The organism is Streptomyces sp. NPDC004111 (assembly GCF_042874215.1).
Classification (GTDB): Bacteria; Actinomycetota; Actinomycetes; order Streptomycetales; family Streptomycetaceae; genus Streptomyces.
The window spans coordinates 379,361-402,191 of record NZ_JBIAMU010000002.1 but is presented as its reverse complement, the minus strand read 5'-3'; the positions used below and the strand labels follow the sequence as shown (position 1 = coordinate 402,191).

Below are 22,831 nucleotides of genomic sequence, written 5' to 3'. Positions count from 1 at the left end.
CTTATCCGGTGATGCCGTACGTCGCCGACTCTCCGATGTGAGCCGCTGGAGGCCCTCCCATGCCGCTGACCGCCCCGCCCGCCGGGACGACCCGCAGGCCGCCCCGCATCGCCCGGCCGCAGCCCGTGGAACGGGCGGACAGTGCCCGGGTGGCCGCCGCCGCGACCGAGGGGGACTTCTGGGGGGCGGTGCGGCGGGCCGGCGGCGGTCCGCTCGTCGAACCGGATCCGCACGGGGACCCGGCGTACCGCGTGGTGACCTTCCTGTGGCGGGGGAGCGCGGCCACCCGTGCCGTGCTCGTCATGCCGAACAAGGTCGTCGACCCCCGCGACCTGGACCGCAACCTGATGGAGCGGGTACCGGACACGGACATCTGGCACTGGTCGGTACGGATGCGGGCCGACTGGCGGGCCACATACGGATTCTGCGTGGACGAGGGCGGCGGCCCGGCGGCGGGGACGGCCGGGTACTGGGCGTGGCTGCGCGGGCGGCAGGTGGCCGACCCGCTCAACCCGCGGAGCCTGGCGAGGCGTTGGGGCGGTGAGCCGGTGTCGTACGTCGAACTCCCCGAGGCTCCCGCCGGTGCGGAGTGGCGGCGCCGGGAGGGCGTGCCGCGCGGCACCGTCGGCGCGCACACCGTACAGAGCGAACTGCTCGGCAACGAGCGGCAGGTGCATGTGTACGAGCCGCCGGGCGGCGGACGTGACCTGCCCGTCCTGGTGCTGATGGACGGGGAGATGTGGCAGCCGGCGCTGGAGGTGGCCGACCTGCTCGACAACCTGATCGCCGACGGGCGGATTCCGCCGCTGGTCGCGCTGCTGCCCGAGTCGCTCGGCCCGGACGTCCGGTGGGCCGAACTCGCCTGCAACGAGAGGTTCGTCGGGTTCCTGGAGCGGGAGCTGCTGCCCTGGGCCGCGGAGCGGCACTCGCTGAGCGACGATCCGGCGCGGACCGTGGTCGCGGGGCAGAGCCTGGGCGGGCTGACCGCCGCCTATGCCGCGGTGCACGCGCCGCACCGGTTCGGTCGCGTACTCGCACAGTCGGGCTCTTTCTGGTGGCCGGACGGCCCGGACCTGGCGAGTTCGGAGTGGCTGACCGGGCGGATCGAGGCCACGGAGCGGCTGCCCGTGCGGTTCTGGCTGTCGGTGGGGGAGCAGGAGTGGGTGGCGCTGCCGGCCGCCCGCAGGCTGCGGGACACGCTGGTGGCCAAGGGGTACGCGGACGCCGCCTACCGTGAGTACAACGGCGGCCACGACTATCTGTGCTGGCGTACCGAACTGGCGGACGGGCTGGTGGAGTTGCTCGGTACGGACGGCGGCGGCGCGGCGTAGTCGAACACCCGGTTCCGCCGTCGTCGGCCACCCTGGCACGGCACTTAGCATCGGTGCGTTTGTTCCGATCTTCGTGACGTCGCGGGAAGCGGCAAGGGGGCGACCTTGGCTGACGGTGCGCGCAAGCGCCGGACCGTCCTGGGCGGGCTGCTCGCCGGGGCGGTGCTGGCGACCGGGTTGGGTGCCTGTGCCGTGAACGGCGGTCCGTTCCGGGAGAGTTACTGCTGGGGTGCCTGGCAGGAGGACAGCGGGCCGTCGTTCCTCGGGGACGAGGCGCTCGGGGAGTCCGGCTCCCGTCGGCGCGAGAGCTCCCAGTCGCCAGCGCCCTCGGCCGGGCGCCCGGGGGCGACCTGCACGGTGGGGGTGACCTCGACGGGCATGGGCCGGCCGACGACGTACGACGCGAAGGTGGTCGTCGACTACGGGCCGCTTCCGGAGGCGGTGGAAGAACGCCGCGCGTGGCTGGCGGCGAACCTGCACGGTTCGAAGTCGCCGCTGCCGGACGGACTCGACGGAGTGGTCTCCGTCAGCGGAGCGTTCCTCGTACTGCCGAAGGCGTGTGACGTGAAGGGGCGGCCGTCGGTGGTGACGCTCAGCAGCGTCCGGGCCGACGGCACGCCGGGGAAATGGACGGCGGGGACCAGGATCGGCACGTACGAGCACGTCACCCGGATGCTGCTGGACGTGGCCAACACGGGCATGGGCAGTGCCGGATGTGCCCCCGAACGACCGCTGCGCACCGCGTCGCCGCACGTCGTCGTCGCCCACGAGGATGATCTCCGGGACCTGCCGTTCTGCCGGATCCCCGGCGTGGGCTTCGGCTCCGAGGGCTCCTGGATCGGCGTCTACTCCCAGCAGTGGATCGGCGCGGTCACTCCGCGACTGCAGTCCTGCTCGGTGATGTGGAAGATCCCCGGAGCGCGGGACGAGTCCACCGCGCAGTACGTCATGGCCGGCTCCCCGCGTACGGCCGCGCTCTTCGAAGGCCTCCCTGAGGGCATCCCCGAGGGCCTGACCCACGTCACCTGCCAGGGGAGGCGGACGGTCTTCTACGGGCACGCGCAGGGAAGCCTCGTGCCCGGAAAGGCCGCCGTCGAGCGGTCGTTCACGAACTTCGTCAGGTCGGTGGGCAACCGCATCGGGTGCGGGAACGGGGTGCGGGCATGACGACGGACGACAAGGGCACGACGACGGACGAGAAGGGCATGGCGACGGACGACAGGAAGGAAACCGGGAGCGGCACCAAGAACCCGGCGGCCCGCCCCTCGGCACTCCGGCGCCTCGTCCCCACGCGCACCGCGCTCCGCCCCCTACGCCCCACCCGCACCGCCGTCACCGGCACCGCCCTCGTTCTGGCAGGCGCCCTGCTCGGGGCCGGGACGGTGGCCTGGCGGACGGATACGCTCCCGCTGCTGAAACCCGCCCCGTGCTGGAACTCGCTCAGTGACACCACCCTCGATGCCATGTTCCGCGACCTCACCCTGAAGGTCGACGAACAGGCCCTGGAGAGCGACCGGCCCCTCGGGGCGCGCGCGTTCGCCCAGTGCCGTATCACCAGTCATCGCCGCGAGTCAGGCCGTGTGCTGACGCGGACGGTCGTACGGGTGCACACCCTCGACGGCATGGACGGTGACGAGAGCTCCCGCTGGCCGGACGAGTACCTGTCGAGCCACATGGTCGCGCTGGGCGGAGACCTGCCGGGCCTGGCGTCCCCCACCCGGGGGTGGCTGGCCCTCCCGCAGAGCTGCGAGGGCGCCGGATCGCACGCGATCACAGTCGTCGACGTGGCGGTGGGCGAGCAGGTCCCCGACCAGCGGAGCCCCTACGATCTGCAGGACCGGGACGCCGTGACCCGGGTGCTCGTGGACGCGGCCAACGGGGCCGTCCGTGCGCTCGGTTGCTCCGGCGTCTACCGGGCGCCGGAGCGGTTGCCGGCCGTGCCGGAGTGGCGGCCGGCGGTGCCGGACGCCTTCTGCGGGGTGCGGGGCCTCGGACTGCCCGGAAGGTACCGGCAGGAGCTGGAGCTGACCCGGGTCGGCGGCGCGGGCGGGGCGGCCCGGACCTGCGACGCGGGGTCCACGGGCAGTGCGAAGGCACGGATGTCGACGGTCGTGGCCCCGGAACTCGCGGAGGCCCTGTCGTACCAGATCCGCCGCGGTGGCGTCCGCGTCGAGGGCACCAAGGGGCACGGGGCGCTCGGACCGGCGCAGGGGATGTACGTCGTGCCGTGCCAGACGGGCGACGTGGTGATGCGGGTGGACGTGCCGTCCGGCGAACCGCTCGGCGGCAGAGGGGATTTCGTCCGCGAACTGTTCCCCGCGTACGTCGAGGCCGAGGCGGCCCGGCTCGGCTGCGGCCCCGAGAAGGTGCGTACCCCGGCGGCCCGGCCAGGCGCGTACTGATGCCGAAGGGGCCGCCCGGCCGGGCGGCCCCTTCGCGCCGGGGAGGCGAATCCCGCACGTACTAGGCGGGTGCCTCCTGCAAGTACGCCACACAGCTCCCGTGCGTCGCGGGGCCGTGGACCCGCTCCCAGCCCTGTGGCGGGTCGCGGAAGACCGGCCACAGGGAGTGCGCGCCCTGCGCGTTGCGCAGCACCAGGTGGGTGGCCTCCGCGGCGGCGTCCGGTTCCGGGGCGTCGAAAGGCGAAGCCGTCGTCATCGGCTGTCCAGCTCCTTCAGTCGGGCGGCGAGCACCGCACAGATCTCGTCCAGCGGGCCCGGCTGCGTCAACTCCGGGTGCAGACAGTCGAGATCGAGGTTGTCCAGGGTGCCGCCGATGTACGGCGCCCAGGCGTCCGGGGTTAGCCAGTCCTCCGGACGCGGGGCGGCGGCCGTGAAGAACAGCACGTCGCCGTCGAACGCACGGTGCTCGTGCGCCCGCATCAGCCGCGCGTTGTTCACCACGATGTCGACCACCGCCGAGAGCGTGCGGTCGGGCAGCCCGGCCAGCGCGCTGCCCTCCCGGTGCAGGGTCGCCAGCACGTCCTCGCGGGTCAGCTCGTCCGTGCGGTCGTAGCCCGCCATGCGCAGCAGCGCGGTGAGCGCGTCCGCCTCCGCCGGGATCGCCGAGTCCCGCCACTGGTCGGACGGGTAGGCGTCCAGCATGGCCAGCAGCTCGACGTCCTCGCCAGCCTCCCGCAGCCGTACGGCGACCGTGTGCGCGAGCACCCCGCCGACCGACCAGCCCAGCAGCCGGTACGGGCCGTGCGGACGCACCGTGCGCATCGCCTCGATGTACTCGGCGGCCATCTCCTCCATGGTGGCGGGGAGCACGGTGCCCTCCTCGCCGGGCAGACCACGGGCCTGGAGGCCGTACAGCGGCTGGTCGGGGGAGAGGCGCGAGAGCAGCCCCGAGTAGCACCAGCTGATGCCGCCCGCCGGGTGGAAGGCGAACAGCGGGGTGCGGTCGCCGCCCGCGCGCAGCGGGAGCAGCAGGTCCAGCGCGTGGTCGGCGGCGTCGCCGCCGTCCAGCCGGGCGGCGAGGGTGGCCGGCGTCTGGGCCTGGAACAGGGTGCCGATGGTCAGCTCCGCGCCGAGCGTGTCGCGCACCCGGGCGACCAGGCGGGCCGCCAGCAGCGAGGTGCCGCCGAGGTCGAAGAACGCGTCGTCGACGCCCACCCGGTCCACCCCGAGGATGTCGGCGAAGAGCCGGCTCAGGGTCTCCTCGCGGTGCCCGGACGGGGCCCGGCCGGTGTCGGCGGTGCCGGTGAACGCCGGGGCGGGCAGCGCGCGGCGGTCCAGCTTGCCGTTGGGGCTGAGCGGCAGCTCGTCGAGGACCACGATCACGCCCGGCACCATGTGCTCCGGCAGGGCGCGGGCGAGCCGGGTGCGCAGGGCCTCCGGGTCGGGGGCCGGGCCGTCCGGTGCGGGGGTGGCGTACCCGACGAGCCGCTGGTCGCCCGGCCGGTCCTCGCGGACCAGCACGCCGACCGCGCCCACCGTCGGATCCTGCGCCAGCTCGGCCTCGATCTCGCCGAGTTCGATGCGCTGGCCGCGCAGCTTGACCTGGTGGTCGGTGCGGCCCAGGTACTCGACCTCGCCGTCCTCCGTCCACCGTGCCAGGTCGCCGGTGCGGTACATGCGGGTGCCGGGCGCACCGTACGGGTCGGCGACGAAGCGGGCCGCGTCGAGGGCGGGGCGGCCGAGGTAGCCGTCCGCCAGCTGCGCCCCGGCCAGGAAGAGTTCGCCGGGAACGCCGGGCGGGCACGGCTGGAGCGCGGCGTCCAGGACGTACAGCCGGGTGTTGTGGACCGGGCGGCCGATGGGCACCGGGCCGGAGGCGGAGGCCGAGGTGTCGCACGGGTGGTACGTGACGTCGACGGCCGCCTCCGTGGGGCCGTACAGGTTGTGCAGCGGCACGCCCGCGCCGAGCACCCGGCCGAACTCGCGGACCGTCTCGCGGGGCAGCGCCTCGCCGCTGCAGAAGACGTGGCGCAGCCCGGTGCAGGACGCGGCGGCGGGCTCGGCCAGGAACACCTGGAGCATCGAGGGCACGAAGTGGCAGACGGTGACGCCCTGTTCGCGCACGACCCGGGCCAGGTACGCGGGGTCCTTGTGGCCGCCCGGCTCGGCGACCACGAGCACCGCGCCCTCCCGGAACGCCCAGAAGAACTCCCAGACGGACACGTCGAACCCGGACGGGGTCTTCTGCAGCACCCGGTCGGCGGACGTCAGCGGGTACTGCGCCTGCATCCAGCGCAGCCGGTTGTCGATCGCCGCGTGCGGCACCACGACGCCCTTGGGGCGGCCCGTCGAGCCCGAGGTGTAGATGACGTAGGCGGGGTGCTCCGGGGTGAGCGCGGGAGCCGGGCTGCCGGTGGGGTACGCGGAGGTGTCCAGCCGGTCCAGGGCGACCAGCGGGACGCCGGAGGCCGGGACCCGGTCGGCGCGGTCGGCCAGCACGCAGGCCGGTTCGGCGTCGGCCAGCATGTACGCGAGTCGGTCGGCCGGATAGTCGGGGTCCAGCGGCAGATAGGCGCCGCCCGCCTTGAGCACCGCGAGCAGGGCCACGACCAGGTCGACGGAGCGCGGCACGGCGACCGCCGCGACCGTGCCGGGCCGTACGCCCAGTTCGACGAGGTGGTGGGCGAGCCGGTTCGCCCGCGCGTCGAGTTCCGCGTACGTCAGGCGCAGTTCGCCGTGGAGCAGTGCGGTGGCGTCCGGGGTGCGGGCCGCCTGCTCCTCGAACGGGGCGATCAGGGTGGTGACCGGAGCCTCGTGCCCGGTCGCGTTGAACTTGTCCAGGACCAGGGCGAGTTCCGCCTCGCGGGCGATGGTGTGCGCCGCCAGCGGGGTGTGCGGCCCGGCGTGGGCCACCTGCTCCAGGAGCTCCAGGAAGCGGGACTGGTGCCGCAGGAGCGCGGCGACGTCGTACAGGGCCGGGTTGCCGTCGTAGTCGATGCGCAGACCGCTGCCGTCGGTGCGGTCGTACACGTTGACCGTGAGGTCGTCGACCGGGCCCGCGGACAGGTTGCGGGCCTCGGTGCGGGCGCCCGCGAAGGTCAGCGCGTAGTCGAACGGCATCACGTTGACCAGCGGACCGACCAGCGACCGGCCCTCGCCGAGCAGCCCGAGGTCGCGGCGGATGTCCTCGTACCGGTAGCGCTGGTGGCGGCGGGCGGCCCGGATGCCGAGCACGACCTGCCGGGTCAGCTCGGCGAAGGTCGCCGAGGGGGTGACGGTGAGCCGCAGCGGCAGCACGTTCATCACCATGCCCGGCACGCGCAGCGCCACCGAGCCCATCCGGCCCATCATCGGCAGCCCGAGCACGACCTCCTCGCTGTGGGTGGCCCGCGACAGGTACAGCGCCTGGGCCGCGATCAGCACCTCGGGCCAGGTCGCCCTGATCGACGACGCCAGCTCGCGCAACTGGTCGGTGGCGGTCGGCGAGAGGTGCGCGGTGCGGCGGTGGAAGGTGCGGGAGGGCAGCGCGGTGCGCCCGGCCAGGTTCGGCGCCTCGGGGCGGTCGGCGAACGCCCCGTCCCAGAACCGGCGGTCCTTGTCGTACGTCTCGGAGACCCGGTACCCGGCGTCCTCCTCGACCAGGTCCGCCAGCCGTCCGAACGGGCTCGGCGAAGGGCTCTCGCCCGCGGCGAGCGCCGTGTACACCTCGGCGGTGCGGCGGGCCAGCAGCGAGTACCCGAAGCCGTCCATCACCACGTGGTGCACCCGCTGGTACCAGAGCCACCGCTCGTCGCCCACCCGGAACAGCGCGTGCGCGAACAGCGGGCCGGTGGCCAGGTCGAACGGGGTGGCCAGATCGGCGTGCATCCAGTCGGTGGCCTCCCCGTAGGGGTTGGCCGAGCCGCGCAGATCCGCGACGTGCAGCGGTAGTCGGAGATCCTCGATGCCCAACTGGAGCGGCCCGCCTGCCGCTTCGACGATCCGTACGCGCAACGCGTCGGCTTCGTCGACGACCTGACGGAGCGTCCGGGCGAACAGCTCCGGGTCGATCGGCCCGTGCACCTCCAGGCACTCGGCGGTGTTCTGCGCCGGGCTGCCGGGGTCCAGGGCCTGGGCGAACCACATGCCGGTCTGGGCCGCCGTCAGCGGCAGGGGCCGGGGGGCGGCCGGGGCGGTCGCTGCCGGGTCCGTCATGAGGCAGCCCCCAGCAGCGGTGCCCAGGCCTCGATGGCGGGCTGCTCCGCCAGGTCGACGAAGGAGGCGGTGGTGCCGTGGTCGCGGCGCCACCGCTCCAGGAGCGCCATGATCCGCATCGAGTCGAGGCCGTAGTCGACCAGGTTCTCGTCGACGGGTATGTCCTCGGGGTCCTCGCCCAGGACGTCGGCGACGTCGGCGCGGATCAGCTCGACGGTCAGGGGGGTGGCGGTGTTGTCCGGCATGTCCTCAGATCCCCTTCAGGACGGAGTCGGTGGTGGTGACGACCGCGCACCGGCCGGCCGCGTACTTCAGCGCCATGTCGTGGTCCGCACGGGAGAAGTCGGCCACCGCGTCGGCGACGACGAACGCCTGCACGTCGCGCATCCACGCGTCGCACGCCGTCATCAGTACCCCGATGTGCGCGTACACACCGACGATCACGATCTGGTCGCGGCCCGCGTCGCGCATCCGCTGCTCCAGATCGGTGCGGACGTACGCGCTGTACTTCCACTTGGTGATGACGGTGTCGCCGGGCTCCGGGGCGACCGGGCCCGCGATGGCCTTCGCGTGCTCGTCGTCCGGCAGGCCGGGGCCCCAGAAGTCCTGCTGGAGTCCGCGCTCGGCGGGCGACTGGCCGCCGGGCTGGGCGGAGTACAGGACCGGGATGCCCGCGGCGCGGGCGGCCTTCGCCAGCTCGCCCACGTTGGCGAGGAGTTCGTCGGTCGGCGAGGTGCCTTCGGTGTACGCCGTCAGGAAGTGGTTCTGCAGGTCGTGGACGAGCAGCACGGCCCGCTGCGGGTCGACGGTCCAGCCCACCCGGTTCTCGGGCAGCTCGTCGGGGGTGGGCATGGCGTACGGGGCGACGGCGGGGAGGGCCATGGCTGGGGGCCTTTCGTAGAGCGGGGGTGGTGCGTGGTCGTGCGGGGGAGGTACGGGGGCGGAGGGACCGGTCCTCAGGTACGGAGGCGAGGGGTCAGGGCCCGCGGTGCGGCCGGCGGCGCGCAGGCGGAGGCTCAGTCCTCCGGCGCGGCGGCGATCGACCGCTGGTCCTTCTTGCTGATCTTGCCGATGCCGGTCTGCGGGAACCGGGTCACGAACTCGACCCGGTCGGGGACCTTGTACGCGGCGAGGCCCCGCTCCCGTACGAACTTCTTCACGGCGACGGCCTTCAGCGGTTCGGCGCCGGCGCGCAGGATCACGTACGCGAGGGTCCGTTCGCCCAGGTACTCGTCGGGGACGGCGACCAGCGAGACGTCGTGCACCGAGGGGTGGCCGAGGATGATGTTCTCGATCTCCTCGGGGGCGATCTTCTCGCCGCCCCGGTTGATCTGGTCCTTGGCCCGGCCCTCGACGACGAGGTGTCCGGAGGGGGTGCGCCGCACGATGTCGCCGGTGCGGTAGAAGCCGTCGGCGGTGAAGGAGCGGGCGTTGTGCTCGGGCGCCCGCCAGTAGCCGCGGATGGTGTACGGGCCGCGGGTCAGCAGGTGGCCCGACTCGCCCTCGGGGACGTCCACGTCCGCGTCGTCGACGATGCGGATCTCGTCGGCGGCGGAGATCGGGCGGCCCTGGGTGGTGACGACGGTCTCCGGATCGTCGTCCAGCCGCGTGTAGTTGACGAGGCCCTCGGCCATGCCGAAGACCTGCTGGAGGGTGCAGCCGAGCGCCGGGCCGACCCGGCGGGCCGCCGCCTCGCTGAACTTCGCGCCGCCCACCAGCAGGACCTCCAGGCTGGAGAGGTCGTAGGAGGTGGTGGAGCCGGACTCCGTCCACACCAGGGCCAGCGGCGGGACCACCCCGGTGATCGTGACGCGCTCGCGCTCGATCAGCGGGAACGCGGTGTCCGGGTCGGGCTGCGGGCACATCACCACCCGGCCGCCCGCGTACAGGACGCCCAGCGAACCGGGGGAGGAGAGCGGGAAGTTGTGCGCTGCGGGCAGGACGACCAGGTACACCGAGTCGGCGCTCACCCCGCACAGCTCGTTGGAGCCCCACAGGGAGTAGATGTAGTCGTCGTGGGTGCGCGGGATCAGCTTGGGCACGCCCGTGCTGCCGCCGGAGAGCTGGAGGAAGGCCAGGTCCGAGGGGGCCGGTCCGGCCAGCTCCCGTGCGGGCAGCGGCACGTCGGACAGGGCGGTGTGCTCGCCCGGCTCGCCGACGACGAAGACGTGGCGCAGCGTGGGAACCGCGGCGCGGACCTTGCTGGCCAGTTCGCGGTGATCGCAGCCGGCCGCCCGGTCGGGGACTATGTAGGCGACCGCCTCGGTGAACTCGCAGAAGTAGTGGATCTCCGTCTCGCGGTGCGCGGGCAGCGCGAACACCGGGAGGGCGCCGATGCGGAAGAGGGCGAAGATCACCTCGAAGAACTCGGCCACGTTGGGCAGCTGGACGACCACCCGGTCGCCCTTGGCGATGCCCCGGGCGGCGAATCCGGCGGCCAGTTCGCTCGCACGCGTGTCGAGTTCGGCGTACGTCCAGTGCCGGTCGCCGTCGGATATCGCGGTCCGGTCGGGGTGGGCCTCGGCGCGGGAACGGAGCATCCCGCCGAAGGTTTCGCCGTTCCAGTAGCCGGCGGCGCGGTACTGGGCGGCCGGTGGGCCGGCCGAACGGTCCCGCTGGGCAGGCTACTTGGCCGCCATGGCCTTCTGGATGTCGTCGAGGACCGAGACCGCGGCCTGGGCGCCGCCGAGGCTGGTCCACTTGGAGCCGTCGATCTCGGTGACGTGCTTCTCCTTGACGGCGGTCAGCTGCTGATAGGCGGGCTTGGCCTTCAGCTCGGAGAACAGCTTGGCGTCCTTGCCCTCGGAGGTCAGCGTGCCGATGAACAGCCAGTCGGCGTCGATCTGCTTGAGGTCCTCGTCGCTGAGCGGCGTCGAGTGGCCCTGGCCCTTCTCGTTCTGGATGCCGGGGCGCTTGAAGCCGAGTTCGGCCATCACGTCCGAGATGAACACGCCCTGCTGCATGACCGCGGTGCCCTTGGCGGAGTAACGGGCCACCGACACGTTCTTGCCCGCGTTCGCGCCCAGCGCCTTCTTCACCTCGGCCAGCTTGGTGTCGTACCCCTTGAGGAACTCGGCGGCCTCGTTGGACTTGCCGAGGACCTTGCCGGACAGCTCGAAGGACTTCTTCCAGTCCTTCTTCTTGTCGATGGTGACGACGGTGGGGGCGATCTTCTGGAGCTGTGCGAGGACCTGCTTGTCGGCGAGCTGGCCGGCCAGGATGACGTCCGGCTTGGCCTGGAGGACCTTCTCCACGTCCGGGCCCGTGACGGCGCCCACCACCGGTATGCCCTGGGCCTGGTCGGCGAGGTAGCCGGGGGCGCCCTTCTGGCCGCGGCCCGCGGACAGGCCGACCGGCTTGACCTTCAGGGCGAGCGCGGAGTCCAGGTCCATCTCGCTGAGGACGACCACGTTCTTCGGGGCCGCCGGCACCTCGACCGTGGCGCCGGTCGCGTCCGTGACGCTGACCTTCTGCGCGTTCTTGGCCTGGCCCGCGGCGCCCTTGTCCTTGGAGCCGGAGTCGTCCGAACCGCAGGCGGAGAGCGTCAGCGCGGAGGCGAGGGTGAGGGCTGCCACCGCGGTCAGCCGGGCGCGCGGGGTGAGGTTCGAGGACATGTCCGTGATCTCCATGCTGGTGAGGCGATGTGATGCCCGGCCAGGAACCGGACATACGGGGGTGACTCGCCCCGAGTCGGTGCATCACGAACCCGTCCCGCGGCAGCAGGGAGTTCGCGGCGCCCCGACCAGGGGTTCCACGTCGTGGTTAGGTTAGGCTAACTTCATGTTGGTTGCGCAAGAGGGGCGGGTCCGGGAGTCCGGATCCGAACCCCCCATACCGGGCTCGGCGAGGCTGCATCGCCCCACGCTCCTGGCGGCTGCCGCCCTCGTCCTGCTTCTGCTGGCACTGTGCGTGCTGTCCCTGCTGATCGGCTCCGGCTCGAATCCGATGGCGCGCGCCTGGGGCTTCCTCACCGGGGACCCGGCGGCCCGCGCCGACGCGCAGATCCGGCTGGCCGTCATGGACGTACGGCTGCCGCGCACGCTCGCCGGACTCCTCGTCGGCATCGCGCTCGGCGCGGCCGGCTGCCTCCTCCAGGCCGTCACGCGCAACCCGCTCGCCGAGACCGGACTGCTCGGCGTCAACTCCGGTGCCGCGCTCGGCGTAGTGATAGGACTCACGTACTTCGGCGTGACCTCGGCGTACGGAGTGCTGGTCTGGGCCCTGGTGGGCGGCATGGCGGCGAGTTCGGTCGTGCTGCTGCTCGCCGCCTCCGGGCGGGCCGCCGGGTCGCCGCTGCGGCTGGTGCTCGCGGGCTCCGCGCTCGGCGCCACCTTCCACGGCGCCACCTCGTACGTACTGCTCGGCACCCAGTCCACCTTCGACACCTATCGCTACTGGACGATCGGTTCGCTCGCGAACATCGAGACCAAGGACACCTACCCGCTGATCCCGCTCGTCGTGATCGGCCTGGTGATCGCCTTCTGCTGCGTACGCCCGCTGTCCGCGCTGGCCCTCGGCGACGACAGCGCGCGCTCGCTCGGCCACCACCCCGGCCGGATCCGGCTGATCGTGGCGGTCGCCGTGACGCTGCTCGCCGGGGCCGCGGTGGCGCTCGCCGGGCCGATCGCGTTCCTCGGCCTGCTCGCCCCGTACGCGGCACGCGCCGTCACCGGGCCGCGGATGGCGGGGCAGTTGGTGCTGTCCGGGCTGTTCGGCGCGGTCGCGATGATCGCCGCGGACCTGCTGGCCCGGGTGGTCATCCGGCCCTGGGAGACCCCGGTGAGCGTGCTGCTGGCCTTCATCGGCGGCCCGCTGCTGATCTGGATCGCCCGTTCGCGGCGCATGTCCACGGCGGGAGCGAGCGCATGACGGCGGACCGGACCCACCCGACGCCCGACCCCCGCCGCCCGGCGAAGGACGGAACGGGCCCGAAGGCGGGGGACGCGGCCACGGCCGCCCGGCCGGGTGCCCTCCACGTCACCCCGCCCGACTCCACCCCCGTACGCCTGGGCACCCTCTCCTGGCTCTTCCCCTACCGCAGCGCGCTCGCCGCGGCCGGCCTGGCGGTGCTGATCGGCGTGATCGTGTCGCTCGCCGCGTTCGCCAGCTCCACCGGAATGAGCCTCTCCGACACCGTCGCCGGACTCATCGGAACCGGGGACTCCGCGACCGTGATGCTCGTTCAGGAATTCCGGCTGCCGCGCATCGCGGTGGGCGTGATGGTCGGCGCCGCCCTCGGCATCGCGGGCTGCCTGACCCAGACACTGGCCGGCAACCGGCTCGCCACCCCCGACATCATCGGCGTCAACGACGGTGCCACCGCCGCCGTCGTCGCCTCCGTCGTCGGTTCCTCGACCGGCATGATCGGCGACTGGTGGCTGGGCCCGCTGGGCGCCGCGCTCGCCGCCATGGTGGTCGTCCTGTGCGCGGGCGGCGCGGGGCGCGGCGGCTACCGGATCCTCGTCGTCGGCATCGGCGTCTCCACCGTCATCGGCGCGGTCACCGACCTCGTCATGTCCCGGGAGAACGACAACACCGCCGGCGGGGTCTTCCTGTGGACCGTCGGCTCGCTCAACGGCCGTGACTGGGGCGTCGGTACGCCGCTGTCCTTCCTGCTCCTGGTCCTCGTGCCGCTCGCGCTGATCGCGGGCAGCCGGCTGCAACTGCTGCGCTTCGACGACGACATGGCCGCCACCCTGGGCGTCAACGTGCCCCGCGTCCGGGCCTTCGCGCTCGCCATGGCGGTCGTGCTGGCCGGCATCGCGGTCGGCATCGGCGGCCCGATCGCGTTCGTCGCGCTCGCCGCACCCGTCCTGGCCGCCCGGCTCAGCGGCCCCACCCGGGTCCCGGTCATCGGCTCCGCGCTGGTCGGCGCGGCCCTGGTCGCCGGTGCGGACGCCCTCGGCCGGGTGATCGCCCCGGTCGAGATCCCGGTCGGTGTCGTCACCAGCGTCCTCGGCGGCCCCTTCCTCCTGTGGGTCCTGTTCGGCAAGAAGCCCTCGGCGCAGCCCGCGGCGTCCGCGAAGTCCGCCGCGCCCTCCAAGCCCGCCTCCCCCTCCAAGTCCTCCCGGACCGGAAAGGCCTGATCCCGTGGAACTGACCGTAGCGGCGCTCACCGCCGGCTATCCCGACCACCCCGTCGTCGACGGCGTCGACCTCACCGTCCCCAGCGGGCAGGTCGTCGCGATCGTCGGCCCGAACGGCTGCGGGAAGTCGACCCTGCTGCGCGCCGTCGCCCGGCTGCACAAGCCGGAGTCGGGCACCGTGCACGCCGGGGACGCGGACGTGTGGCAGCTCACCCAGCGCAAGGCCGCCCACCGCATCGCGCTGCTCGCGCAGTCCCCGCAGGCCCCCGAGGCCGTCACCGTCGCCGGTCTCGTACGGTACGGACGCCACCCGCACCAGGGCCTGTTCCGGCAGTGGTCGCGCGAGGACGAGGCGGCGGTGCGGGCCGCGCTGGAGGCCACCGGCACCACCGCACTCGCCGAGCGCCGTCTCGACCAGCTCTCCGGCGGCCAGCGGCAGCGCTGCTGGCTGGCCATGGTGCTCGCCCAGGAGACCCCGATCGTCCTCCTCGACGAGCCGACCAGCGCCCTCGACCTCGGGCACGCCGTCGAAGTCCTCTCGCTGGTGCGGGAGGTGGCGGCGGCCGGCCGTACCGTCGTGATGGTCCTGCACGACCTGGCGAGCGCCGCCCGCTACGCGGACACCGTCGTCGCCATGAACCAGGGCCGCGTGGTCGCCCACGGCCCCGCCCGCGAAGTGGTCACCGCCGCCCTGGTCAAGGAGCTGTACGGGGTGGACGCCGACATCCTCCCGGCCCCCGGCGACGGCTCGCCGGTCGTGGTGCCGACGGCCCCGGCGCCCGTGCGGGAACCGGCCGCCAGCGTCGGCTGACGGCCGGGCGGCCCCGCCGCCCCGGCGCGCGTGCGCGAAGTCCTCCCGATCCGCGCACGACGCCGACCCCGGCCGTTACGCCCGGCGCGCGTGCGCGAAGTCCGCCGCCGTCCAGGCCAGGCCCACCGCCCCGTCCAGCATCGCCCGCTCGGCCACCGGGGTGGTGCCCGCGGCGGTGAACTCCGGCTGGTGCGGGCCGGCCGTACCGCTGCCGATGTCCAGCACCGGGTGGATCGAGGGCACCGCGTGCGACACATTGCCCATGTCGGTCGACGCGAACGGCCCGCGCACCTGCGGCTCGGGCCGTCCCAGCTCACGCGCGTTCGCCGACCACAGGGCGACCAGCCCGGGGTCGGAGCGGAACTCCAGATAGTCCGGCGAGGGCCGCACCAGGGCGGCCTCGCACCCGGTGGCCAGCGCGCCCGCCCGGAAGCAGTTCTCCACCCGCTCGCGCAGTTCGCCCAGTTCCACCGCCGACGGGGTGCGCAGCGCGTACGCGGCCCGCGCCCGCTCCGGGATCGCGTTCAGCGCGGTGCCCGCCTCGGTGGCGATGCCGTGCACCTTCCACTCCCCGGGCAACTGCTGCCGCAGCAGCCCCAGCGCCACCTGCGCCACGGTGAGCGCGTCGGCCGCGTTCCGCCCGTCCTGCGGGTTCATCGCCGCGTGCGCGGACCGGCCCGTGTACGTGACCTCCAGCGAGCCCATCGCGTACGACCGGAAATCCGCCAGCTCGAACGGACACGGGTGGATCATCATCGCCGCGTCCACCCCCGCGAAGGCCCCCGCCTCCAGCAGCAGCGCCTTGCCGGCCCCGCTCTCCTCCGCCGGGGTGCCCAGCACGCGCACCGTGAGCCCGAGCCGGTCGGCGTACGGGGCGAGGGCGAGCGCCGCGCCCACCCCGGCGGCGGCGATCAGATGGTGCCCGCACGCGTGCCCCATCCCGGGCAGCGCGTCGTACTCGCAGGTCAGCGCGACGGTGGTGGGGCCGGAGCCGACCGTCGCCTCGAAGGCGGTCGCCAGGCCGTGGGCGGGGGCCGTGACGGCGAACCCGTGGCCGCGCAGCACCTCCGCGCACCAGGCGGCGGCGCGGTGCTCCTCGAAGGCGGTCTCCGGGTGGGCGTGGATGCGGCGGCCGAGCGCGACGAGCTCCTCGGCGACCTCGCCGACCCGGGCCCGTATCGCGGCCTTCACCTCACTGATCTCCGTACGCTCCGACACCTGTTCCGTCCTCCTGGCCATGGCTTTCGCGCGGTTCCCGCCACCCTACGGGGCCCCGGCCGCGGGCCCGGGGGCCCCGGCGGCGCCACCGGGGCCCGGCCGCGACGTCACATCCGAACGGGCTGTGTCGTCAGGTCTGTTGGATCGGTATGGCGACGCGCCTACCCTGAAGGTCCGTCTGAGGGGGTCGTATGGGCACTGGCAGCGGGAGCGGACTCACCCAAGGCAACGGCGCTCGGCCGGGACCGCCCGGCAAGGGCGAGAAACTGGCCGACTGGGCGGACGGGCGGCTGGGGCTCTACCCGCTGGCCAAGGCCAACATCCGGAAGATCTTCCCGGACCACTGGTCCTTCATGTTCGGCGAGATCTGCCTCTACAGCTTCCTGATCATCATCCTCACCGGCGTCTACCTCACCCTCTTCTTCGAGGCCAGCAGCGCCGAGGTGGTCTACGACGGGGTGTACACACCGCTCAACGGCATCCGGATGACCCGGGCGTTCGAGTCCACCCTCGACATCAGCTTCGAGGTGCGCGGCGGACTGCTGATCCGGCAGATCCACCACTGGGCGGCGCTCGTGTTCGTCGCGGCGATGCTCGTGCACATGATGCGGGTCTTCTTCACCGGGGCGTTCCGCAAGCCGCGCGAGGTCAACTGGCTGTTCGGCTGGACGCTGCTGTTCCTCGGGCTGATCACCGGACTGACCGGCTACTCGCTGCCCGACGACCTGCTCTCCGGGACCGGGCTGCGCTTCGCGCACGGGGCGATCCTGTCGATCCCGGTGGTGGGGACCTATCTGGCGTTCTTCCTCTTCGGCGGCGAGTTCCCGGGCGACGACATCATCGCCCGGCTCTATCCGATCCACATCCTGCTGCTGCCGGGGATCATGCTGGCGCTGGTGGTCGCCCATCTGATCCTGGTCTTCTACCACAAGCACACCCAGTTCGCCGGGCCGGGAAGGACCGAGAAGAACGTCGTCGGCGCCCCCTTCCTGCCCGTGTACGTCGCCAAGGCCGGCGGCTTCTTCTTCCTGGTCTTCGGCGTCATCGCGGTCATCGCCGGCACCTTCGCGATCAACCCGGTCTGGGCGATCGGCCCCTACCGGCCCGACATGGTGTCCACCGGCGCCCAGCCGGACTGGTACCTCGGGTTCTCCGAGGGGCTGATCCGGGTGATGCCCAGCTGGGAGATCAACGCCTGGGGCCACACGCTCCAACTGGGCGTCTTCATCCCGTTCATGCTCTTCCCGCTGATCATGGCGGCCATCGCGGTCTACCCGTTCATCGAGGCGTGGGTCACCGGGGACAAACGCGAACACCACATCGCGCAGCGCCCGCGCAACGCGCCCACCCGCACCGGACTGGGCGTCGCCTGGCTGACGCTGTACGGAGTGCTGCTGGTCGGCGGCGGCAACGACCTGTGGGCCACCCACTTCCACTTCTCCATCAACGTCATCACCTGGTTCGTGCGCATCGCGGCTTTCGCCGGCCCGGTGCTCGCCTTCGTCGTCACCCGGCGGATCTGCCAGGGCCTCCAGCTCAGGGACAGCGAGAAGACCCTGCACGGAAGGGAGAGCGGCACCCTCAAACGGCTGCCCCACGGTGAGTACGTCGAGGTGCACACCCCGCTCTCGCAGGCCGAACTGCACGTACTGACCTCGCACGAGCAGCCCGTGCCGTACGAGATCGGCCCCGAGGTCGACGCGAACGGGGTCCGGCGCCGGGTCAGGCGCGCCGACCGGCTGCGGGCCAGGCTCGCCAAGGCGATGTACGGGCCCGGCACCTACGTGCCCAAGCCGACCGCCGAGGAGTACCGGGCGCTGCACAGCGGCGAGCACCGGCACTGATTCCGCCGGGCGGGGTGTGCGCGTCCGGGCCACCCCGCCACGCACCCTTCCCCGTTCTTGTCATGCTCACGTAGCTTGGCTCGGGATGTGTTCCGAGTGAACCAGTGAGCAGGGGGAGACAGTTGCTTTCCGCACGCGCACGAAGAACCCGCACCTTACTCGTCGGAGCGATACTCGCCGCGCTGCCCGCGGCGACGCTGGTACCGGCGGCCGTCGCCGCACCGGCACCCGCGAAGGCGGCGCCCGCCGCACCGGCCGCTGACGCCGGCGGCACCGAGCAGAAGTCCGACGCGCCGTACCCGGACGTCGACGTCCGCGGCGAGGCCCGGCGCACCCCGACCGCCGCCCAGTTCGCCGCGGCGAAGGACCTGAAGGGGGCCGCCGTCCGCTGGGGCCGCACCGGCTCGCCCCGACTGGTCGCCCCGCTCACCAAGACCCCGCTCACCCGGGCCGTCGCCGCGTCGCCCCGTACCGTCGCGCTGAACCACGTGCGCGAGAACGCCGCGCTGTACGGGCTGAACGCCGCCGACCTGGCGGGACTTGAGGTCACCAAGTCCTACCGCACCGCCCACAACGGGGTGGAGCACGTCTTCGTCGGGCAGCGGGTGGGCGGCGCCCTCGTCCACGGCGGGCAGCTCTCCGTCGCCGTCGACAAGCAGGGCCGCATCGTCCTGGCCACCGGCAGCCTCGTCCCCGGGCTCAGGGCCGCCGGAAGCACCGAGGTGAACCGCGCCGGCGCACTCGGCCGGGCCGCCGCATCCGTCGGCACCCGCACCGTGCCCGCCGACGCCCGCGCCGAGAGCGTCCGCTTCGCACTCGCCGACGGCACCGCACGGGCCGCCTGGCGCACCTCGCTCACCGCCGCCGACGGACACATCTACGAGAGCGTCATCGACGCCGCCGACGGCCGCGTCCTGCTGCGTAGCGACCTCACCAGCAACGAGGGCCCCGAGGGCAAGGCCTTCACCGGGCAGAACGCCTCCGTCGGCAGCCAGGCCACCGTCCCCTTCAGCGGCCTCGGCCGGTCCTGGGTCGAGGGCCGCACCACCACCGGCAACAACGCGGAGGTCTCGCAGAACCTCGACGGCAAGGAGTCCCTCGGCTACCAGCCGCAGACCCCGCCCGCCGGAGACCCGGGGTACCAGCACTTCGATTACACCTTCACCGACGCCTTCCGCAACAGCGACGGCAAGGACCTCACCACCGACCGGGACGCCGTCGTCACCCAGGGCTTCTACTACGCCAACCGGATGCACGACTTCCTCTACTCCCTCGGCTTCGACGAGGCCTCCGGCAACTTCCAGGAGGACAACCTCGGCAAGGGCGGCAAGGGCGGCGACCGCGTCAAGGTGTACGTCGACTACGACGCCAGCGGTACCAGCGCCTGCAACGCCAACTTCGGCACCCCGCCGGACGGACAGAAGCCCACCATGCGGATGTTCGTCGGCCGCACCTCCTGCAACAACTTCAACACCCACCGCGCGATGAACGGCGACACCGTCGCCCACGAGTACAGCCACGGCCTCTCCCACCGGCTCGTCGGCGGCGGCAACCTCGGCAGCGGCGCCCAGACCGGCGGCCTCGGTGAGGGCTGGGGCGACGCCGTCGCCACCTCCCTGTGGAGCGACCCGGTCTACGGCGAGTACAGCAACGGCAAGCCCACCGGCATCCGCCGCTACGCCTACAACAACAGCCCCCTCACCTACGCCAACCTCTGCGAGGGCGGCTGCCAGGTGCACCGCGACGGCGAGATCTGGGCCGCCACCATGTGGGACGCCCGCTCGGCCCTGGTCGGCGCGCACGGCGAGGCCGGCGGCAAGCAGCGGCACGAGCAACTGCTGGTCGACGGGATGAAGATGACCCCGTCGAAGCCCGACTTCCTGGACGCCCGCGACGGCATCCTCGCCGCCGACCGGGCCACCTACGGCGGCGCCAACCAGTGCCTGCTGTGGGGCGCCTTCGCCAAGCGCGGCATGGGTGCAAGCGCCACCTCCTCCGCCCAGGACCAGGCCACCCCGGCCACCGACCTCCCGGCGACCTGCCGTCCCACCGCCGACGCGGGCGGCCCGTACACCACCAAGGAGGGCACCGACGTCCAGCTGAACGCGGGCGGCAGCACCTCGCCCGGCGGCGGCGCCGCCTACGCCTGGGACTTCGACGGCGACGGCGCCTACGACGACGCCACCGGCACCACCCCCGCCTTCGACCGGGTCGGCCAGGACGGCACCTACACCGTCGGCCTCCGGGTCACCAACGCCGCCGGCGCCAGCACCGACACCGCCACCGTCACGGTCACCAACGTGGCGCCCGCCCTCGACGTGAACGTCACGGGCCCGCGCGAGGAGGGCGGCAGGCTCACCGTCAGCGGCACCGTCACCGACCCCGGCTGGCTCGACGAACTCACCGCCACCGTCGACACCGGCGACGGCAAGCCCGTCCCGCTGGAGGGCACACGGGAGAACGGGCGGCCCGACGCCACCCTCACCTTCGCCAAGGAGACCGTCTACGGCGACAACGGCACCTTCACCGTGAAGATCTGCGGCAGCGACGACGACACCACGGTCTGCAAGAACACCGAGGTCACCGTCACCAACGTCGACCCGAGGGCCGCCATCGACAAGTCCGCGGCCGTCGACCTGGCGGGCGGACGGACCCTCGTCGTCAAGGCCGGTACGGAGTCCACCCTCGCCGCACGCGTCACCGACCCCGGCAGCGACGACGAGACACTGACCTGGACCTGGGGCGACAGGACCGCCGACACGGTCGGCACCTCCCTGGTCAACCCGCCCGGCCAGGACCCGGCGAACAGCCCCAGTGTGCAGCCGCGCGACGTCACCGACACCCGCAAGCACGAGTACCGCAAGCCCTGCCTCTACGACCTCGGTCTCGCGGTGCGCGACGACGACGGCGGCACCGGCAAGGACGGCGTCAAGGTCGTCGTGCAGGGCAACGCCCACCTCTCGCTGCTCGCCGACGTCTGGTACGTCAAGTACCTGACCGGAGACCTCACCGGACTCGGCAAGGAACGCCTCGACTGCTACCTGAAGATCGTCCAGCACTCCAGCGCCGTCTTCGGCGGCGCCGGTGACCCGGTGGACATCTCCACCCAGGGCAGGGCGGCAGCCGCCCTGTCGATCACCCTCTTCGACAACAGGCGCGCGCTGGACCGCCAACTCCTGGCCGCCTGGCTGAACTTCGCCCACGGCGCCTTCGACCCGGCCGAGAAGGTCGACACGGACGGCGATCTCAAGGCGGACACACCGTTCCTGACGGTACTTCAGGCAGCCGAGAAGGTCAGGCTCGACCCGAAGTCCACCGACGCCGACCTCGCCCGCCAGGCGAAGATCCTGCTTTGCGTCAACGTACCGTTGGTGTAATGAAGCCCAGGCTCCGGCACGCGGCCGCCGTCACTCTGCTGGTGGGAGTGGCGGCGGCCGGCTGTGCCGACTCGGGCGACAATGGCGGCAGTTCGGGGCCAGTGGTGACGGCGGGACCGTCGGGGACACGGGCCGCGACGGGGACGCCGGGACCTTCGGGCACACCGGGACCTTCGGGCAGCAGCGGTCCACCCTCCGCCCCCGCCCCCACGCGCCCCGCCCCCGGCACCCCGCGCCCGCTCACCGAGGCCGACACCGGGCGCACCGTGGTCCTGCGCCCCGGCGACACCGTCGTTCTGCGGCTCTCGAACACGTGGCGGTGGACCGACCCGGCCGCCGACGGAGTCACCGCCGGGGGGCCGAGCCTCGCCCTGGTCCCCGTCGAGTACGAGACCGACCCAGGACACCGCGAATGGCAGATCCGCGCGCTGCGGCCGGGCACGACGACGGTCCGCTCCACCGGGCGGCCGGGGCCGCGTACCCTGGAGCTCACCTTCGAGGTCCGCGCGGGTGCCGGCGGAGCCGCGGACCCGTGACGCGGGGGCCGGTCGGGAGGCCACCCAAATTCTGCTTATGATGCGCTGGTGTTCGATTCGAGGCACATCAAGACCTTCCACGAAGTCGTCCGCACCGGTTCCTACTCCGCCGCGGCGCGCGCCCTGGGCTACACCCAGCCCGCGATCACCCAGCAGATGAAGGCCCTCGAACGCGAGGTGGGCACCCCCCTGTTCACCAGGGCGGGCCGCGGCCTGCGCCTCACCGAGGCCGGCGAGACCCTCTCCCGGCACGCGGCGGCCATCCTCGACACCATGACCACCGCCCAGCAGCAGATGAACGCGCTCACCAGGCTGCACACCGGGCGGGTGCGGGTCTGTGCGTTCCCCAGCGCCAACGCCACCCTCATCCCCGAGGCCATGGCCCGGCTCGCGGCCGGGCACCCCGGGGTGCGGGTCGAGCTGAGCGAGGACGAGCCGCCCGAGTCGCTGCACCGGCTGGTGCGCGGCGAGTGCGACCTCACGCTCGCCTTCACCTACCCCGGACTGCACGAGGACGTGCCCGAGGAGGTGGAGGAGATCCCGCTCCTGGAGGACCAGCTGCTGGTGCTGCTGCCCACCCGGCACCCGCTGACCCGGCGGCGCGCCGTCAACCTCGCCGACCTGGCCGGCGAACGGTGGATCGCCGGATGCCTGCGGTGCCGGGTCAACTTCCTCCACGAGTGCGCGGAGCAGGGCTTCGCCCCGGACATCGCCTTCACCACGGACGACAACCTGGTGGTGCAGAGCCTGGTCGCCGAGGGGCTCGGGATCGCGATGATGCCCGGCCTCGTCCTGAACTTCCTGCGCCACGAGAAGGTGACGGGGCGGGCCCTGGCCCCCGCCTCCAAGCGGCAGGTCTCCGCCTACGTACTGCGGGAGCACCTGCGGATACCGGCCACCGCGCTCGTCCTGGACGAACTGCGGACGGTCGCCGCCAACAAGATCGGCTGCTGACCGCCCCCTCCGGTACCCGCCCCCTCCGGTACCCGCCCCCTGCGGCACCCGCCCGCCCGGCCCGCCGGCCGCCCCCGG

General features: G+C 73.0%; 16 protein-coding genes and 1 pseudogene. 10 read left to right on the top strand and 7 right to left on the bottom strand.

Features of this window, described 5'->3' with window-relative positions; all coding sequences use genetic code 11:
* Positions 1-59 precede the first annotated feature (59 nt).
* From fes to ACFYVL_RS06140, 3 genes are all read left to right on the top strand, one after another.
* Positions 60-1,331: an enterochelin esterase gene (gene fes, locus ACFYVL_RS06150; RefSeq protein ID WP_389241617.1), complete on the top strand. Its 1,272-nt coding sequence runs from the start codon at positions 60-62 to the stop codon at positions 1,329-1,331.
* 105 nt (positions 1,332-1,436) lie between these two features.
* Positions 1,437-2,498, top strand: a complete 1,062-nt coding sequence (locus ACFYVL_RS06145; RefSeq protein ID WP_389241616.1) for a hypothetical protein — start codon at positions 1,437-1,439, stop codon at positions 2,496-2,498.
* Positions 2,495-3,733 carry a hypothetical protein gene (locus ACFYVL_RS06140; protein ID WP_389241615.1) on the top strand — a complete coding sequence of 413 codons (1,239 nt, stop codon included), beginning with the start codon at positions 2,495-2,497 and terminating at the stop codon, positions 3,731-3,733. The genes ACFYVL_RS06145 and ACFYVL_RS06140 overlap by 4 nt, the downstream gene beginning before the upstream one ends.
* A gap of 61 nt (positions 3,734-3,794) precedes the next feature.
* Here ACFYVL_RS06140 and ACFYVL_RS06135 read toward each other — a convergent pair whose 3' ends face one another.
* The 6 genes and pseudogenes from ACFYVL_RS06135 to ACFYVL_RS06110 all read right to left on the bottom strand — a co-directional run bounded on the left by ACFYVL_RS06135 (position 3,795) and on the right by ACFYVL_RS06110 (position 11,556).
* Positions 3,795-3,989: an MbtH family NRPS accessory protein gene (locus ACFYVL_RS06135; RefSeq protein WP_389241614.1), complete on the bottom strand. Its 195-nt coding sequence runs from the start codon at positions 3,987-3,989 to the stop codon at positions 3,795-3,797.
* Positions 3,986-7,927, bottom strand: a complete 3,942-nt coding sequence (locus ACFYVL_RS06130) for an amino acid adenylation domain-containing protein (RefSeq protein WP_389241613.1) — start codon at positions 7,925-7,927, stop codon at positions 3,986-3,988. Before ACFYVL_RS06130 ends, ACFYVL_RS06135 begins: the two co-directional genes overlap by 4 nt.
* Positions 7,924-8,172: a phosphopantetheine-binding protein gene (locus tag ACFYVL_RS06125; protein WP_389241612.1), complete on the bottom strand. Its 249-nt coding sequence runs from the start codon at positions 8,170-8,172 to the stop codon at positions 7,924-7,926. Before ACFYVL_RS06125 ends, ACFYVL_RS06130 begins: the two co-directional genes overlap by 4 nt.
* A 4-nt stretch (positions 8,173-8,176) precedes the next feature.
* Positions 8,177-8,809 (bottom strand): isochorismatase family protein, encoded by a 633-nt coding sequence (locus tag ACFYVL_RS06120; RefSeq protein WP_389241610.1) that lies wholly within the window; start codon positions 8,807-8,809, stop codon positions 8,177-8,179.
* A gap of 134 nt (positions 8,810-8,943) precedes the next feature.
* Positions 8,944-10,518: pseudogene (locus tag ACFYVL_RS06115) on the bottom strand ((2,3-dihydroxybenzoyl)adenylate synthase); the annotation flags it as partial.
* A gap of 33 nt (positions 10,519-10,551) precedes the next feature.
* Positions 10,552-11,556, bottom strand: a complete 1,005-nt coding sequence (locus ACFYVL_RS06110) for an ABC transporter substrate-binding protein (RefSeq protein WP_389241609.1) — start codon at positions 11,554-11,556, stop codon at positions 10,552-10,554.
* A 151-nt stretch (positions 11,557-11,707) separates the two neighbouring features.
* On the opposite strand from ACFYVL_RS06110, the gene ACFYVL_RS06105 reads away from it, so the two are divergent.
* The 3 genes from ACFYVL_RS06105 to ACFYVL_RS06095 are packed head-to-tail and all read left to right on the top strand — an operon-like array spanning position 11,708 to position 14,824.
* On the top strand, positions 11,708-12,796 hold the full coding sequence (locus ACFYVL_RS06105) for a FecCD family ABC transporter permease (protein ID WP_389241608.1): 1,089 nt from the start codon (positions 11,708-11,710) through the stop codon (positions 12,794-12,796).
* Entirely contained in the window at positions 12,793-14,013 is a 1,221-nt protein-coding gene (locus tag ACFYVL_RS06100; protein ID WP_389241607.1) for a FecCD family ABC transporter permease, read from the top strand. Before ACFYVL_RS06105 ends, ACFYVL_RS06100 begins: the two co-directional genes overlap by 4 nt.
* Positions 14,014-14,017: 4 nt before the next feature.
* Positions 14,018-14,824: an ABC transporter ATP-binding protein gene (locus ACFYVL_RS06095; protein ID WP_389241606.1), complete on the top strand. Its 807-nt coding sequence runs from the start codon at positions 14,018-14,020 to the stop codon at positions 14,822-14,824.
* Positions 14,825-14,899: 75 nt separating this feature from the next.
* Here the strand turns inward: ACFYVL_RS06095 and ACFYVL_RS06090 are convergent, their stop codons facing one another.
* Positions 14,900-16,063 carry a M20 family metallopeptidase gene (locus tag ACFYVL_RS06090; protein WP_389241605.1) on the bottom strand — a complete coding sequence of 388 codons (1,164 nt, stop codon included), beginning with the start codon at positions 16,061-16,063 and terminating at the stop codon, positions 14,900-14,902.
* A gap of 170 nt (positions 16,064-16,233) precedes the next feature.
* On the opposite strand from ACFYVL_RS06090, the gene ACFYVL_RS06085 reads away from it, so the two are divergent.
* The 4 genes from ACFYVL_RS06085 (at position 16,234) to ACFYVL_RS06070 (ending at position 22,753) form a co-directional block, all read left to right on the top strand.
* The gene (locus ACFYVL_RS06085; protein ID WP_389241604.1) at positions 16,234-17,886 is read left to right on the top strand and encodes a cytochrome bc complex cytochrome b subunit; all 1,653 of its coding nucleotides are present in this window, start codon (positions 16,234-16,236) and stop codon (positions 17,884-17,886) included.
* A gap of 122 nt (positions 17,887-18,008) precedes the next feature.
* A complete protein-coding gene (locus ACFYVL_RS06080; protein WP_389241603.1) occupies positions 18,009-21,263 on the top strand; it encodes a M36 family metallopeptidase in 3,255 nt (1,084 codons plus the stop codon).
* Positions 21,263-21,799 (top strand): hypothetical protein, encoded by a 537-nt coding sequence (locus tag ACFYVL_RS06075; protein ID WP_389241602.1) that lies wholly within the window; start codon positions 21,263-21,265, stop codon positions 21,797-21,799. Before ACFYVL_RS06080 ends, ACFYVL_RS06075 begins: the two co-directional genes overlap by 1 nt.
* A 48-nt stretch (positions 21,800-21,847) precedes the next feature.
* Positions 21,848-22,753 carry a LysR substrate-binding domain-containing protein gene (locus ACFYVL_RS06070; RefSeq protein WP_389241601.1) on the top strand — a complete coding sequence of 302 codons (906 nt, stop codon included), beginning with the start codon at positions 21,848-21,850 and terminating at the stop codon, positions 22,751-22,753.
* Positions 22,754-22,831: the final 78 nt, after the last annotated feature.

Bases quoted from the DNA above. Each gene is read 5' to 3' on its own strand.
- ACFYVL_RS06130 (WP_389241613.1), bottom strand. From the start codon at position 7,927: ATGACGGACCCGGCAGCGACCGCCCCGGCCGCCCCCCGGCCCCTGCCG.
- fes (WP_389241617.1), top strand. From the start codon at position 60: ATGCCGCTGACCGCCCCGCCCGCCGGGACGACCCGCAGGCCGCCCCGC.
- ACFYVL_RS06085 (WP_389241604.1), top strand. From the start codon at position 16,234: ATGGGCACTGGCAGCGGGAGCGGACTCACCCAAGGCAACGGCGCTCGG.
- ACFYVL_RS06110 (WP_389241609.1), bottom strand. From the start codon at position 11,556: ATGGAGATCACGGACATGTCCTCGAACCTCACCCCGCGCGCCCGGCTG.
- ACFYVL_RS06090 (WP_389241605.1), bottom strand. From the start codon at position 16,063: ATGGCCAGGAGGACGGAACAGGTGTCGGAGCGTACGGAGATCAGTGAG.
- ACFYVL_RS06125 (WP_389241612.1), bottom strand. From the start codon at position 8,172: ATGCCGGACAACACCGCCACCCCCCTGACCGTCGAGCTGATCCGCGCC.
- ACFYVL_RS06075 (WP_389241602.1), top strand. From the start codon at position 21,263: ATGAAGCCCAGGCTCCGGCACGCGGCCGCCGTCACTCTGCTGGTGGGA.
- ACFYVL_RS06105 (WP_389241608.1), top strand. From the start codon at position 11,708: ATGTTGGTTGCGCAAGAGGGGCGGGTCCGGGAGTCCGGATCCGAACCC.
- ACFYVL_RS06100 (WP_389241607.1), top strand. From the start codon at position 12,793: ATGACGGCGGACCGGACCCACCCGACGCCCGACCCCCGCCGCCCGGCG.
- ACFYVL_RS06140 (WP_389241615.1), top strand. From the start codon at position 2,495: ATGACGACGGACGACAAGGGCACGACGACGGACGAGAAGGGCATGGCG.
- ACFYVL_RS06135 (WP_389241614.1), bottom strand. From the start codon at position 3,989: ATGACGACGGCTTCGCCTTTCGACGCCCCGGAACCGGACGCCGCCGCG.
- ACFYVL_RS06120 (WP_389241610.1), bottom strand. From the start codon at position 8,809: ATGGCCCTCCCCGCCGTCGCCCCGTACGCCATGCCCACCCCCGACGAG.